The 13,500-nt window shown below is 72.7% G+C and carries 13 protein-coding genes; 5 read left to right on the forward strand and 8 right to left on the reverse strand.

The window, feature by feature from the left end; all coding sequences use genetic code 11:
* Nucleotides 1-57: 57 nt before the first annotated feature.
* Nucleotides 58-939, reverse strand: coding sequence for a manganese catalase family protein (locus ACUJ8O_RS09930; protein ID WP_036339510.1), 882 nt, complete (start codon nucleotides 937-939; stop codon nucleotides 58-60).
* Between the two features lie 1,206 nt (nucleotides 940-2,145).
* Here ACUJ8O_RS09930 and ACUJ8O_RS09935 point away from each other — a divergent pair.
* Nucleotides 2,146-3,216, forward strand: coding sequence for a GNAT family N-acetyltransferase (locus ACUJ8O_RS09935; RefSeq protein ID WP_010080043.1), 1,071 nt, complete (start codon nucleotides 2,146-2,148; stop codon nucleotides 3,214-3,216).
* Between the two features lie 24 nt (nucleotides 3,217-3,240).
* Here ACUJ8O_RS09935 and ACUJ8O_RS09940 read toward each other — a convergent pair whose 3' ends face one another.
* A complete protein-coding gene (locus tag ACUJ8O_RS09940; protein ID WP_012751104.1) occupies nucleotides 3,241-4,116 on the reverse strand; it encodes an ArgP/LysG family DNA-binding transcriptional regulator in 876 nt (291 codons plus the stop codon).
* A gap of 71 nt (nucleotides 4,117-4,187) precedes the next feature.
* Between ACUJ8O_RS09940 and lysE the strand changes: the two genes are divergently transcribed.
* Nucleotides 4,188-4,802, forward strand: coding sequence for an L-lysine exporter (lysE, locus tag ACUJ8O_RS09945; RefSeq protein WP_036339513.1), 615 nt, complete (start codon nucleotides 4,188-4,190; stop codon nucleotides 4,800-4,802).
* Between the two features lie 37 nt (nucleotides 4,803-4,839).
* On the opposite strand, the gene ACUJ8O_RS09950 is transcribed toward lysE, so the two are convergent.
* The 6 genes from ACUJ8O_RS09950 to ACUJ8O_RS09975 all read right to left on the reverse strand — a co-directional run bounded on the left by ACUJ8O_RS09950 (nucleotide 4,840) and on the right by ACUJ8O_RS09975 (nucleotide 10,691).
* The gene (locus tag ACUJ8O_RS09950) at nucleotides 4,840-5,352 is read right to left on the reverse strand and encodes a helix-turn-helix domain-containing protein (protein WP_012751105.1); all 513 of its coding nucleotides are present in this window, start codon (nucleotides 5,350-5,352) and stop codon (nucleotides 4,840-4,842) included.
* 75 nt (nucleotides 5,353-5,427) lie between these two features.
* Nucleotides 5,428-5,769 carry a luciferase domain-containing protein gene (locus ACUJ8O_RS09955; protein WP_010080039.1) on the reverse strand — a complete coding sequence of 114 codons (342 nt, stop codon included), beginning with the start codon at nucleotides 5,767-5,769 and terminating at the stop codon, nucleotides 5,428-5,430.
* Nucleotides 5,770-5,964: 195 nt separating this feature from the next.
* The gene (locus ACUJ8O_RS09960; protein WP_036339515.1) at nucleotides 5,965-6,996 is read right to left on the reverse strand and encodes a methionine synthase; all 1,032 of its coding nucleotides are present in this window, start codon (nucleotides 6,994-6,996) and stop codon (nucleotides 5,965-5,967) included.
* On the reverse strand, nucleotides 6,993-8,039 hold the full coding sequence (locus ACUJ8O_RS09965) for a DUF1852 domain-containing protein (RefSeq protein ID WP_012751106.1): 1,047 nt from the start codon (nucleotides 8,037-8,039) through the stop codon (nucleotides 6,993-6,995). The genes ACUJ8O_RS09960 and ACUJ8O_RS09965 overlap by 4 nt, the downstream gene beginning before the upstream one ends.
* The gene (locus ACUJ8O_RS09970; RefSeq protein WP_036339517.1) at nucleotides 8,036-9,340 is read right to left on the reverse strand and encodes a cystathionine gamma-synthase; all 1,305 of its coding nucleotides are present in this window, start codon (nucleotides 9,338-9,340) and stop codon (nucleotides 8,036-8,038) included. Before ACUJ8O_RS09970 ends, ACUJ8O_RS09965 begins: the two co-directional genes overlap by 4 nt.
* A 1-nt stretch (nucleotide 9,341) precedes the next feature.
* Nucleotides 9,342-10,691: an O-acetylhomoserine aminocarboxypropyltransferase/cysteine synthase family protein gene (locus ACUJ8O_RS09975; RefSeq protein WP_036339520.1), complete on the reverse strand. Its 1,350-nt coding sequence runs from the start codon at nucleotides 10,689-10,691 to the stop codon at nucleotides 9,342-9,344.
* A gap of 295 nt (nucleotides 10,692-10,986) precedes the next feature.
* Between ACUJ8O_RS09975 and ACUJ8O_RS09980 the strand changes: the two genes are divergently transcribed.
* The 3 genes from ACUJ8O_RS09980 to ACUJ8O_RS09990 are packed head-to-tail and all read left to right on the forward strand — an operon-like array spanning nucleotide 10,987 to nucleotide 13,496.
* On the forward strand, nucleotides 10,987-11,715 hold the full coding sequence (locus ACUJ8O_RS09980; protein ID WP_036339527.1) for a class I SAM-dependent methyltransferase: 729 nt from the start codon (nucleotides 10,987-10,989) through the stop codon (nucleotides 11,713-11,715).
* Entirely contained in the window at nucleotides 11,712-13,037 is a 1,326-nt protein-coding gene (locus tag ACUJ8O_RS09985; RefSeq protein ID WP_445373348.1) for an MFS transporter, read from the forward strand. The genes ACUJ8O_RS09980 and ACUJ8O_RS09985 overlap by 4 nt, the downstream gene beginning before the upstream one ends.
* Nucleotides 13,038-13,082: 45 nt before the next feature.
* Entirely contained in the window at nucleotides 13,083-13,496 is a 414-nt protein-coding gene (locus ACUJ8O_RS09990; RefSeq protein ID WP_073117271.1) for a VOC family protein, read from the forward strand.
* Nucleotides 13,497-13,500: the final 4 nt, after the last annotated feature.

Here is a 13,500-nt window from a genome sequence, read left to right on the forward strand (position 1 = left end):
ACGGGCCCGCCTGCCGGAGCAGACGGGCCCGTGCACTCCCTCATCGGGAAGGTCGGGTCACTCGCGGTGCAGCTTGTCCTGCACCGTGCCCGCCAGCTTCTCGACGCGGTTGGGCACCTCCGTGGTCCCGTAGAAACGGGAGTCCGGGTGGGTGGGCGGGGGCATGGGGACCCCCGCCGGCGGCTCGGACGAGTAGGAGAACTCGCCCTTGCCGTCCGGGGTGGGGCCTGCAGCCCACGAACCCTCCGCAGTGGCCTGACCGTCAGAGAACTCATAGTGCGTGTACGAGTGCTCCGTGGCCTCCTTCTTCTGCGGGAAGTTGCTCGGCACCGGCATCTCCTCCAGGCCGTCCTCCTGCAGCTCCTTCACAGCCGCCGCCCACTGGTTCTGGTGCATCGTGTCCCGGGCCAGCAAGAAGGAGAGCAACTCCCGGATGCCCGGGTCATCGGTCATGTGATAGAGCCGGGCCACCTGGGTCCGCCCCTGCATCTCCGCGTTGAGGTTGGCGGTCATGTCGGCCAGCAGGTTGCCGCTGGCCGTGACATACGCTCCGGTCCACGGATTCCCCATGCTGTCCACGGGGCGAGCACCGGCACCGGCCACGATGGCCTGCTGCAGATCGGTGCCCCCGATGACGGCGGCCACGGCCGGGTCATCCTGGATGGCGTCGGTGGTGATCCCCACCGGGGCCTTCTCCAGCAGCTGGGCCACCATCGTTGCCAGCATCTCGACGTGACCGAACTCCTCGGCCGCCGTGCTGAAGAGCAGGTCCCGGTACTTGCCCGGAATGTGGGCGTTCCATGCCTGGAAGCTGTACTGCATGGCCACGGTGATCTCGCCGTACTGCCCGCCGATCACCTCCTGCAGCTTGCGGGCGTAGACCGCGTCAGGCTTCTCAGGACTGGAGACGTGCTGGAGCTTCTGCTTGTGGATGTACATGAGAGGACTCCCCTCGATCAAGTCGGATGCGTGAAGGCCCGAGGGGCTCCACGCCGGACAGCATCGACGCTACGCGGGTCTGACCGACCCGTGTAGTGCTGACCCACGCCGGAACTGCATCGGTCACCACCCGCGCCATGGACGCCAGCCCCACTCGGGGGGTGAGCGCTTTCGCCATCCTCCGCGTGCGGATGCGGCGGGTAGGTGACTCTCAGAGGCACGCGGCTTAAACGGTCGTTTGTGGCACGCGCCCCAGATGTCTCCGGCAGTCTCCCCACGTCGCCTGCTAGGCGGTGTGACTTGCGCCGATGAATGTCCGGTATCTCGCACAGATCGCTGTCCGGCATAACCTCAGCTGGAGAAGTTGGGGCGGGTGAGTTGTTGCCCTCCGCCCTGGTGTCGGAACCGCATCATGCCGGATCGTGGGCGCATGAGAGTGACAGTCCGTGGAAACCGCTTGGTGAGCCTAGGGGCTCGAATCACTGTCGACGTCCCTGAGGGTCCGACGCCAGAGGTGCGGATTCACGCGCCGTTCTGCAGGCGAGCGATTCCCGTCTCGGAGATCTCCGACATCACTTCAGCCAGTGATGACGGCATGAACCACGGACTCCTCAACTGGTTCGTCACGGGCCGCGCTTCAGCCCCCGGCGGGGTCCGCATCAACAACGGCGGTCGGGCCCGCGTCACGATCCGGACCCGTGACGGGTCGCTCTTCAACGTCGTAGTGGACGATCACGACCAGGCGAGCCGCCTGGTTGAGGATGTCCGGTCGATCAGAGCACGCTCATCCGGCTAAATCGGTCGTTAGTGACGAGGGGCCCCGCCATGCGCCGTGTGCGCCACCTCCGGCCCTGCCCGCCCGCCGCACGGCTCGCCACAACCAACCCGCTAGAGCGGCAGCCGTCCGTACGTTTCGAGCGAGCCCTGGGGTGCGCGGGGGCGCCCACCTGGACACCCAGTGTCACGCCGACCGGATCCCGCCCGATACGCGAAGAGTCCACCGCGCGTCGTGTGGAACCTTGCCTGCATCTCGACAGCAAAGGCCCTTGCCCACCGATCCGCATCGTGACACAGTTCACCCCATGATGCAGCAGCAGTGACGCCGTGGGTCCGACGACCCACCACCGGCCTCCCCGCGCGCCCGTCTCGAGCACGGCTCGACGGGTGCCTCTGCGCCCACCCCTTTCTTCAGAAAGCAGTCACCGCATGCCTGACATCATCGAATTCCCCCTGCCCGTCTCGTCGGACGACCCCCACTGGCGGGCCTACTGCCAGCTCGGAGACGAGTACAACCACGAACTGATCGGCACGACCGAGTGGGACGAGACCCCCACGGACGCGCTCATCCAGGCCGCCGCCGAGACCGACCACACGCTGCGCCGCTACCTGGCGTACGTCGACGGCGAGGCGGTCGGCTACGCCCGCGTCCTGATCAACCAGGTCGACGACCCTGACGCGGCCGCCCTCAACGTCTACGTCCACCCGCGGCACCGCGGACGCGGCCACGGCCGGGCACTGGCCGAGCGGCTCGTCCTGGACACCGCCGGCCTCACCCGTTTCGAGACCTGGCCGCTGACGCCGCGGCCGGTGGCCGGGCAACGGACGCTCACCCCGCCCAACGGCGCCGGCGCGGTGTCCGCCGAACATCCGGGTGTGCGTCTCGCCCAGTCCTACGGCTTCGCGCTCGTCCAGATCGAGCGGGTGAGCCGGTATGACTTCGCCGATCCGGGGATCGACCCCGCCGTCGCCCTGGCCGAGGCCGAACGCGTCTCGTCGGACTACGAGCTCCACGCCTGGGAGGGCGCGGCCGACGCGTCCCTGCAGGACGACCTTGCCGTCCTCAAGGCCCGCATGGCCACGGACGTGCCCTCCGGGGAACGCACCGTGGTGGAGCAGGTGTGGGACGCGGCCCGCGTGCGTCGCATGGACGAGCAGATCCTCACGACCGGGCGCCTCTTCCGCGCGGTGGCGCGGCACCGCGCCACCGGTCGGATCGTTGCCCTGAGCGAGCTGGTGGCGCCCCGCTCGCGCCCGGACGGGCTCATCGACCAGTGGGACACCATCGTGCTGCCCGAGCACCGCGGCCACCGCCTCGGCATGCGCGTGAAGGCGGCGAACCTCATCGCCGTGCGCGACGCGCTGCCCGGGGCCCGCGCGATCATCACGTGGAACGCCGAGGAGAACCGGCACATGCTCGACGTCAACGAGGCGCTGGGCTTCCGGCCCGTGCTGGCCGAGGCGTCCATGGAAGCGCCGGCACCGCTGCGACGTCGCTGACGGCCCGCGACCCGCGGCGCCGCCTCACCCCCGCTCGAGCGTCCGCTGGGCCGCCTCCCGCACCGCCCGCGTGAGCCGCACCAGGCGCGTCACGGGCAGTGTGGCCGCCTGCCAGTACAGGGGCACGAGGACGTCGTCGAGCCCGGGCACGCGGACCAGCCGGCCGGCGCGCACGTCCTCGACGGCCTGGGCGTCCACGAGCATCCCCCACCCCAGGCCGGCCCGGACGGACCGGTGGAACCCGTCGAACGACGGCGCCAGGTGCGTGGGCGGGGCGACGTCCAGCCCGGCGCCGCTCAGCGCGAGGCGCTGCAGGTCGTCCTTCGCGTTGTAGCGCATCATGGGCATCGCGCCGAGGTCGACGACGTCGCCCGCCGCGTGCCGGGCGAGCAGGGCGGGCGAGGCGAGCGGGACGTAGCGCATGCTCCCCAGCGGCTCCGCCGCACACCCCTGCACCGGCTGCGGCTCCGTGGTGACGGCGGCCAGCACCTCGCCCCGGCGCAGCAGCCGGGCGCTGTGGTCCTGGTCCTCGACGTGCAGGTCCAGGACCGTGTCGTCCCAGTCGGCGGCCTCGGCCAGGACGGGCCCGAACCACGTGCCCAGCACGTCGGCGGGCACGGCCAGGGAGGTGACGCTGCGCCCGGCCGCCGTGCGGCCCAGCCCGGCCCACGCCTCCTGTTCGAGCACCCGCATGTGCCGGGCCACGCGCACCAGGCCGATGCCGGCCTCGGTCGGCTCGCAGGGTGTGCCGCGCCGGAGCAGCACCTGGCCCACCTCCCGCTCCAGGGCGCGGATGCGCTGGCTGACCGCGGAGGCGCTGACGCCGAGCTCGTACGCGGCCGCTTCGAACGAGCCCTCGTCGGCGATCGCACGTAGCGCCTGCAGCTGATCCAGGTTCATGAAGTAGAGCTTAGGCACCTGCAGTTCTCTTCGTTTGGCTCAGGCCCGGCCGGGCTCTAGCGTCCTCACCCATGTGGACCCTCGCCGGCACCGGCCTGCTCACCGGACTCGCCCTCATCGTCGCCATCGGCGCCCAGAACGCCTTCGTGCTCCGCCAGGGCGTGCGCCGAGAGCATGTGGGCGCCGTCGTGCTGGTGTGCATGGCCTCGGACGCCGTGCTGATCCTGGCCGGCACCGCCGGGGTGGGCGCGCTCGTGCAGGCCGTGCCGTGGCTGCTCGAGGTGCTGCGCTGGGGCGGTGCCCTGTACCTGCTCTGGTTCGCGGTCTCCTCCCTGCGTGCCGCGCTGCGCCCGCAGGGGCTCATGGCCGAGCAGGCGCCGCGCACCGCGGGTTCGGTCATCGCCACCACGCTCGCGCTGACCTGGCTCAACCCGCACGTCTACCTGGACACCGTGGTGCTGCTGGGCAGCCTCGCCAACCAGCACGGCCCCGACGCGCGGTGGGTCTTCGCCGCCGGCGCCGTCGCCGCCTCGGTCCTGTGGTTCACCGCGCTCGGCTACGGCGCGCGCCTGCTGGCCCGGGTGCTCGCCGACCCGAAGGCGTGGCGCGTGGTGGACGTGGTGATCGCGGTGGTCATGGCGGTGCTCGCGGTCCGGCTCATCGCCGGTTCCGACGTGTGGGACTGAGCCGGCAGACGCCGGAGCGCGCCTCCGGCACGAGCCACTACCCGCGCTCACCCCGGAGGTCGGCGCGAGCCTGACGCAACGCTTCGCGGTAGGACTCCGCCTTCTGGTCGTAGAGCCCCGCAGGCGAGGCCTCCCCTACGAGGTCGCTCAGCGAGGCACGCCGCTCCCCGCGTTTCCGCTGCTGATAGGACACGACGTCTTGGAGCCGGATGCGTCGGTGCCGACCACCGGTCGTCCTCTCGTACGGCAACGCGCCCTCCTCGAGCAGCCTCACCAGCGTGGGACGACTGATGCCGAGGAAGTTCGCCGCCTCCTGTGTCGTGAGCAGCTGGTCGACGGGTGCCACCGTGATGGCCTTGCCCACCCGCATCGCCTCGACGACGTCCCGCAGGACGTTGAAAGCCTCTGGCGGCAGGGGGACCTTCTGCCCATCAGGGCCGACCAGGGCGGCCGGCTGCGTCAGGCCGTCGAGGAACCTGCCGACGTCGAGCATCTCCTCGAGGTCCGTCGGCGGCAGCACCGTGTGCTTGTCATTCACCGTCGCAGTCATGGAACAAGACTACCCGCGAAAACGAAAAATTCGCAGTTTCCTCTCGCGTCCGCTTCCCCGCTCCGGGGCGCTGCGTCAACCGCGCGCGTAGGCGAGCGACTCCTCGATGATCCCGACGACGACTGCCAGCTCTGCCTCGTCCCGCGGACCGTAGAGCATCCACTCCGTGCCGAAGTCCGCGTAGCCATGCGGTTCGAGCCATCCGAGCTCGGCCAGACGGACGCCGCGCTCGGGCGCCAGGACGAGGTGCACTGACGTGTCGTCCACCCCATGCAGGTGCACCGGCTCCCAGCGCCGGCCTGGTGAGAGGTTGACCTCCGGGGTGCGCTCCTCCGGCCGGCCTGTCAGGTGGACGGCGCGCGACGTTGCTGGCGAGACGGTGCTGTGGCCCTCCTCGACGCCGTCGAGGGCGAACACCGCAGCGACCAGACGGCCCCACAGCTCCGGCGATGATCGCTGATCAAGCTGTCGGTGGGGCCCCTCGGTCGACGTCGCGGGACGACCGCCCGGCCGGGGATCGTCAGCGGTGAGCCGGACACGGGGGCTCGCATCAGGATCCATGCAGACGATCCAGACGGGGCCCCGCCGGCCAGGCAAGGCCACCAGGCCCCCTCACTCCCCGCCCAGCTCCTCCCGGAGGAGCCGGGCACCGGCCACGAGCGCCGCCGTCTTGTCCCGCGCCACCGAGCGAGCCAGCGGCGCCATGCCGCAGTTGGTGCTCGCGATCAGCTTGTCCGCGTCCACGAACTCGAGGGTCTCCCGGAGGGTCGCCGCGACCTCCTCGGGCGTCTCGATCTCGTCGCTCGCCACGTCGATCGCGCCGACCATCACCTTCTTGCCGCGCAGCAGGCCGATGAGCTCCGCCGGCACCCGGGAGTGGTGCCGCTCCAGGGCGATCGTGTCGATCGTGGACTCGCGCAGCAGGGGGAACGACGTCTCGTACTGGCGCCACTCCTCCCCGAGCGTGGCCTTCCAGTCGTTGTTCGCCTTGATCCCGTAGCCGTAGCAGATGTGCACGGCCGTCTCACACGTCAGGCTCTCGGCCGCACGCTCGAGCGTCGCCACGCCCCAGTCGCGGACGTCGTCGAAGAACACGTTGAACGCGGGCTCGTCGAACTGCACGACGTCGACGCCCACCGCCGCCAGCTCCCGCGCCTCCTCGTTGAGGATGCGCGCGAACTCCCACGCGAGCTTCTCGCGGCTGCCGTAGTGGCGGTCGGCGAGGGTGTCGATCATGGTCATCGGCCCGGGCAGGGTCCACTTGATGGGCCGGTCCGTCCGCGCGCGCAGGGCCTTCGCGTCGTCCACGAACACCGGCGCCGGTCGGCCCACCTCCCCGACGACGGTCGGCACGCTCGCGTCGTACCGGTCGCGGATCCGCACCGTCTCACGCCGGTCGAAGTCCACGCCGCCGAGGTGCTCGATGAACGTGGTGACGAAGTGCTGGCGGGTCTGCTCGCCGTCGCAGACGATGTCGACGCCCGCGCGCTCCTGGTCGGCCACGGCGAGGGCGAGCGCGTCGAGCTGGCCCTCGCGCAGCTGCTCCCCCTCGAGCTTCCAGGGCGACCAGAGCGTCTCCTCCTCGGCGAGCCAGCCGGGCTTCGGCAGGCTGCCGACGAGGGCGGTGGGGATCAGGGTGGTCATCGGGTCTCCTCGGTGTCTCGTGCGGCGTGGGCGGCGGCCCAGCGCTCCAGCAGGTCGCGGTGCGGGCCCACGAAGTGCTCCTGCGTGTACTCCCCCTGCTCCCGGCCGAGGCGGGCCCGCTCCTCGCGGTCGTAGGCGATCCGGGTCTGCGAGAAGTCGCCGTGGTCCAGGCGCGGCCGGTACACCTCGCCGGCCCCGGCGTTCGCGTTGTAGATCTCCGGCCGGTAGATCCGCTGGAAGGTCTCCATGGTGGCGATCAGCCCGGCCAGGGAGAGGTTCGCGTGGTCGTTGAGCAGGTCGCCCCGCGAGTAGAACGCCAGCGGCGCCACGGCCCCGCGCGGCAGGAAGCACCGGATCCCCAGGCCCATCCGGCCGAAGTAGCGGTCCGTGCGGGAGGCTTCGTCCTGGCGGTATTCGACCCCGAGCACCGGGTGCTCGTTCGTCAGCCGCCGGTAGGTGCGGCTCGTGGACACGCTGATGCAGATCACGGGCGGCTGCGGGAACCGATCCCGGTACGCCTGCGAGTCGAGCAGGTGCCGGAACAGCCGCCCGTGCAGGTCGCCGAAGCCGTCGGGCTCCTCGGTCCCCGGCGACGTCGCCGCGTGCGCGGGCAGCACCACGGAGAAGTCGTGGTCGCGGACGTAGGAGGAGAAGTTGTTCCCCACACTGCGGCCGAGCACGGCGCCCGTCGCGCGCTCGACCACCCGCACGTCGAGCATCTCCATGAGCGGGAAGTCGACGTCTGCGCCGTCGTCGGCGGTGAAGTGCACGTCGATCGAGACGATCTCGATCCGTGCCGTGTAGCGGTCCCGCTCCGGGTTGTCCCAGGGGGCGAGGTCGTTGAGGCGCCCGTCGATCATGGCCAGGGCGGCGCGCAGGTTCTCCCGCCGGTCCGCGCCGCGGGCGAGGTTCGCGAAGTTCGTGGTGGCGCGCGTGCTGGCGGCGGGCGTGTAGTCCTCGTCGAACGGCGTGGTGTGGATGCTGAACGTCAGGTCGTCCACGCGGGTGGGCACGGTGCTCGGGACAAGGGTGGCGTGGCTCATCGGGTCCTCTCCGGAGTGCGGGCGCGGGTGGTGCGGTGGTGGGCGGGACGGGGCACCGTGGACGACGACGGCGCCCCGCGGCCGGCGGCGACGCGTGCGGCGCACTCGAGGCCCGCCTCGAGGTCCGCCTGCAGGTCGGCCACGTCCTCGATGCCGACGGAGAGCCGGACCAGGTCCGTGGGGACGGCCAGGGGCGTGCCCCGCACGGAGGCGTGGGTCATCTCGGAGGAGTAGCAGAGCAGCGATTCGACCCCGCCGAGGCTGACCGAGAGCGCGAACAGCTCGGTGGCCTCGGCGAAGGCGCGGGCCGCGGCCTCTCCCCCGGCCAACCGGATGGAGACGATCCCGCCGAAGCCGTCCATCTGCCGCGCGGCGAGTGCATGGCCCGGGTGGTCGGGCAGCCCGGGGTAGAAGACCTGGGCGACCTCGGGGCGGCCCTGCAGCCAGTCCGCGAGCGCGGCGGCGTTGGCGCCGTGCCGGTCCATGCGCAGGCCGAGCGTCTTGAGGCCGCGGGCGGCGAGGTAGGAGTCCTGCGGGCCGGCGACCGCACCGGCGGCGAACTGCTGGTAGGCCACCGCCTCGGCCAGCGCCCGGCCGCGGAACTCGCGGTCGGCCACCACCACGGCGCCGCCGAGCACGTCCGAGTGCCCGCCGATGTACTTGGTGGTGGAGTGCACCACCACGTCCGCGCCGAGGTCGAGGGGCCGCTGGAGGTAGGGCGAAGCGAACGTGTTGTCCACGACCAGCAGCGCGCCGGCGTCGTGGGCGATCTGCGCCCAGGCGGCCAGGTCCGCGATGCCGAGCAGCGGGTTGGAGGGCGTCTCCACCCACAGCAGCGCGGTGCGGCCGGGACGGACGGCCGCGGCGACCGCCGTCGGGTCGGTGATGTCCACGGGGGTGTTGGACACACCCCACGGCTCGAGGACGGTGGTGATGAGGCGGTGGGTGCCGCCGTAGCCGTCGCCGCCCAGCACGATGTGGTCACCGGGGCGCAGCACGGCCCGCAGGAGGGCGTCCTCGGCGGCGAGCCCGGAGGCGAACGCGAACGCCCGGTCGCCGTGCTCGAGGGCGGCGAGCTGGGTCTCGAAGCCGTTCCGGGTCGGGTTGGAGCCGCGGCTGTACTCATGCCCGGCGCGCAGCACGTTGATGCCGTCCTGCACGAAGGTGCTGGTCTGGTAGATCGGCGGCACCACGGCGCCGGTCAGCGGGTCGGGCTCCTGCCCGGCGTGCACGGCGGTGGTGGTGAAGCCGCGGACGGCGGGACGGGACACGGAGCGGGTGGTGTGGTGGACGGCGGTCATCTCAGCGCACCTCCTGGGTGACGGCGGCGGTCTCGGGGACGGCGGGCGTGGTGGCGGGGACGGCCGGCCCGGCGGCGGTCACCACGGCTAGGGCACGGTCCAGGTCTGCGATCAGGTCGTCGGGACACTCCAGCCCGATGGAGAGCCGGACGGTGGTCTCGGCGATCCCGGCGTCCTCGCGCTGCTGCTGCGTCAGGCGACAGTGCGTCATGGTCGCCGGGTGGGAGACGAGGGACCGGGCGTCGCCGACGTTGACCACCAGCTGGAACAGCTCGAGCGCGTCGAGGAACGGGGCCACGGCCTCGGGGCCGCAGGCCAGGTCGAAGGAGAACACCGAGCCGACGCCGTCCGGGAAGTCGCGGGCGGCCAGCACCGCGCTGGGATGCCCGGCCACGCCGGGGTGGTGCACCCGCGCGACGGCGGGGTGCCCGGCCAGGTGTTCGGCCACGGCGAGGGCGGTGGCGGTGTGGCGGGCCACGCGCAGGTCGAGCGTCTCGAGCCCCTGGATGAACTGCGCCGCGCTCGCGGGGGCGAGGGTGGGGCCGAGGTCGTGCAGGAACTTGCTGCGGGCCAGCGTCAGGTAGGCGCCGCGGCCGTGCCGCTCGACCAGCGTCTGCCCGCCGTAGCGGGCCTTGGGCCGGGCCAGCTGCGGCCACCGGTCCGGCGCCGCGCCGTAGTCGAACGTGCCGCCGTCCACGATCGCGCCGCCGAGCACCGCGCCGTGCCCGCCGAGGAACTTGGTGGCCGAGTGCACGACGACGTCGGCGCCGTGCTCCAGCGGCCGGTAGAGGGCCGGCGTCGCGAGGGTGCTGTCCACCACCACGGGCACACCGGCCGCGTGGGCGAGGTCCGCGAGCGCCGGCAGGTCCGGGAGGGTGGCGAGCGGGTTGGTGATGGCCTCGAGGAAGAACGCGCGCGTGTCGGGCCGGACCGCGGCGGCCCACGCGGGCGGGTCCGCCGGGTCCGCGAAGGTGACCTCGATGCCGAAGTCCGCGAACGTGTCCGTCAGCAGGTCGACGGTGCCCCCGTAGAGCTGGCTGGAGGCGACCAGGTGCTTGTCGCCCTGCAGCAGCGCCAGCAGGGACAGCGCGACGGCGGCCTGGCCGGTGGCCGTGGCGATCGCGCCGATGCCGCCCTCCAGTGCGGCGAGGCGGTTCTCGAACACCGCGACGGTCGGGTTGCCCGTGCGGCTGTAGGTGAAGCCGGGGGTCTCGAGCCGGAACATCGATGCCGCCGTGGCGTGGTCCGGGAAACGGAACGCCGTGGTCTGGTGGATGGGCGGGACGACCGGCCGGTGGGGTGCGGCGGGCTCGTAGCCGGCGTGGACTTGCTGTGTGGCGTGACGGGGCATCTGCTCTCCTCCATCGGTCCTGGCGGTAGCACCGGGCCTGCCGTTCCCGGGGGTCCGGGTCCGGCGGGCGGGTTGCTGCGGCGTCGTCGAGCCAGATCTCTCGGCCGCTCTGGATGGGTGGTGAGCCCATCCCACGCGGTGGGCCGCCGCGAGTCCAGCGGGCGGCCGGCTCGCGCGTCACATGAGCCGCCACCGCGCCATCCAGGACCGGCCGGAGCCTCTCCGGGGCGCGGCGGGCCGTGGCAGACCCGTGTGACGGACCGGCGTGGAGGGGGGGTGTGTCAGACTCCCGGGCATGACGCAGAGCACACCGGGCGGACCGGCCACGGGCCTGCCCGACTTCCGTCCCTCGGGCAACCAGGGCGTGGACCCGGCGCTGTACGAGATAGAGAACGCGGCCATGGACCGTGAGGGCGCCCTCTGGGCGGCGCTGCAGGAGGCGGCGCCTTGGGCCGGGCGGACGCTGCTCGACCTCGGTGCGGGCACCGGCTTCTGGCTGCCCCGCTACGCCGACGCGGCCGAGACGATCGCCGTCGAGCCGGACGTGCGCCTGCTGGGGGCCGCCCGCGCCCGCCCCGGCGGGGCGCGCGTGCTGTACGGCTCGGCCGAGCAGATCCCGCTGCCGGAGGCGAGCGTCGACGTCGTGCATGCCCGGTTCGCGTACTTCTTCCCGCACCCGCGCTGGGACGTCCGACCCGGCCTGGACGAGGTCGCCCGGGTGCTGCGGCCCGGCGGCGCGCTCGTGGTGATCGACAACGACACCGAGCGCGGCCAGTTCGCCGAGCTGCTGCGGGCGAGCACGAACGCCGCGGCGCAGGGCCAGGACACGTACGCCCGCGAGTGGTGGGCCGGCGTCGGGGCCCAGACCCGCGAGGTCATGAGCTCGTGGACCTTCGACTCCCGCGCCGACCTCGAGGCCGTCCTGCGGCTGGAGTTCGAGCGAGGGGTCGCCGACGCGTGGCTCGCCGAGCACCCCGCAACGACGTCGCTGAGCTACGGCTACCTGCTCCACGTGTGGCGGTGAGCACGGACCCGCGTCGTCAGACGCCTGCCCCCCGCACCCCTGACGCTGAGACGCCCCCGCCGCCGGAAGGACGGGCGCGGTGGCTGGTCGCCTCCAACGCCCTCGACGCGGGTGGCCGGTCCGCCACGGACGTCGCCCTGGACGTCCTGGCGGTGCTCCTGCTCGGCGTGGGCGCCGACGGCATGGGCGTGCTGATGACGCTCTCCGGGTTGGGATTCCTCCTGCTCGGCGTGCCCATCGGCATCGTGGTGGACCGGCACCTCAGCCCGCGGCTGCTCGCGGCCACCGGCCTCGCCAAGGCGGCGGTGCTCGGCTCGCTCGTCGTGGCGTGGGCGTTCGACGCGCTCACGTTCGGTCACCTCGCCGCCGTCATGGCCCTGCTGGGCGTGCTCACGGTGCTGGCCGAGACCACCCAGACCGCGCTCGTGCCGCGCGTCGTGCCGGCCACCGCCGTCGCCCGCCTGACGGCGCGGCTCGAGTCCGCCGACGCCGCCCTCGTGTTGATCGTGCCCGCCGCGGCGGGCGTCCTCGTCGGGTCGCTGGGCGCGGGACCCGTGCTCGGCATCGCGACGGCGTTCCTCTTCGCGGCGGCGATCGTCGCGCTCCGGGTACGGCTGCGGCCCTCCGCCGCGGTGGACATTCCGGACGACGACGGGGACCCCGGCGTCGCGGACGTCCTGTCCCGCTGGGCCCGGTTCGGGAAGGACGCCGCGGAGGGGTGGACGGTGCTGCGGCGCACCCCGGTCCTGTGGCTGCTGACGATGGGGTCGGTGGCCGCCAACGTGGGCATGGCCCTCTTCGCCCCGGTCGAGGCGGTCTGGATCCTGACCGACCTGCGGCTCGGGCCGGAGTTCCTGGGCGTCCAGATCACCGCCGGTGCGGTCGGGGCACTGGCGGCCTCGTCCCTGGCGGGCCGGGCCATCGACCGCCTGGGCGAGCGCCGGTGCATCCTCCTCGGCTCGGTCGGCTGCGCCGTGGCCGTGGGGCTGCACCTGCTGGCCTACGCCGACCGCGCTCATGCCGGGCCGTGGCTGCTGGCCGGCGCCGCCCTCTGGGGGTTCATGGTCCTGCTCGGGAACATCACCCAGGCCGCCGTGACCGCCCGCGCCTGCCCCGAGGGCACACTCGGGCGGGTCACCGCGATGCGCCGCACCCTCACCCGGGGCTCCGTGCCGCTGGCGACCCTCGCGGGAGGTGCGCTCGGGGCGACGCTCGGGGTCGGCTGGGCGCTCGCGGGGTGGCAGGTCCTGGCGGTGGTCTCGCTGGCCGCCGTCGTGCTGGCCGCGCGGTGGGTGGATGCGGGGCGCGACGACGTCGACTGAGGCCGAGACGCTGACGCGGGCACCGAGGTTGCTTAATGTGTGGCCATGGTCACCCGCCCTGTGCTCCAGCAGCCGGTCGTCGACGCCGTCGACATCCGTTCCGTCGCGGAGTTCTACCGCGAGCTCCTCGGCCTCCACTACCGCACGGGCGACGAGCTCGCGGACGGCCGCGAGCCGGACAGCGCGGACTGGCTCGTGCTGCTGGACGACGACGGCCGCCGCGTCCTGACATTCCAGCGCACCGAGGAACTGAAGCCCAGCACGTGGCCGTCACCCGAGGTGCCGATGCAGCTGCACCTGGATTTCACCGTGCCGGACCGCGAGTCCCTCGACGCGGCCCACGACCACGCGCTGCGCCTGGGCGGGCGTCTCGTCCTGGACCGCTCCGACGACGAGGACGAGCCCCTCTACGTGTTCGCGGACCCGGCCGGCCACCCCTTCTGCGTCTTCGTGGGGTGAGCGC

The organism is Micrococcus sp. EWR3.9.1, from assembly GCF_052615555.1.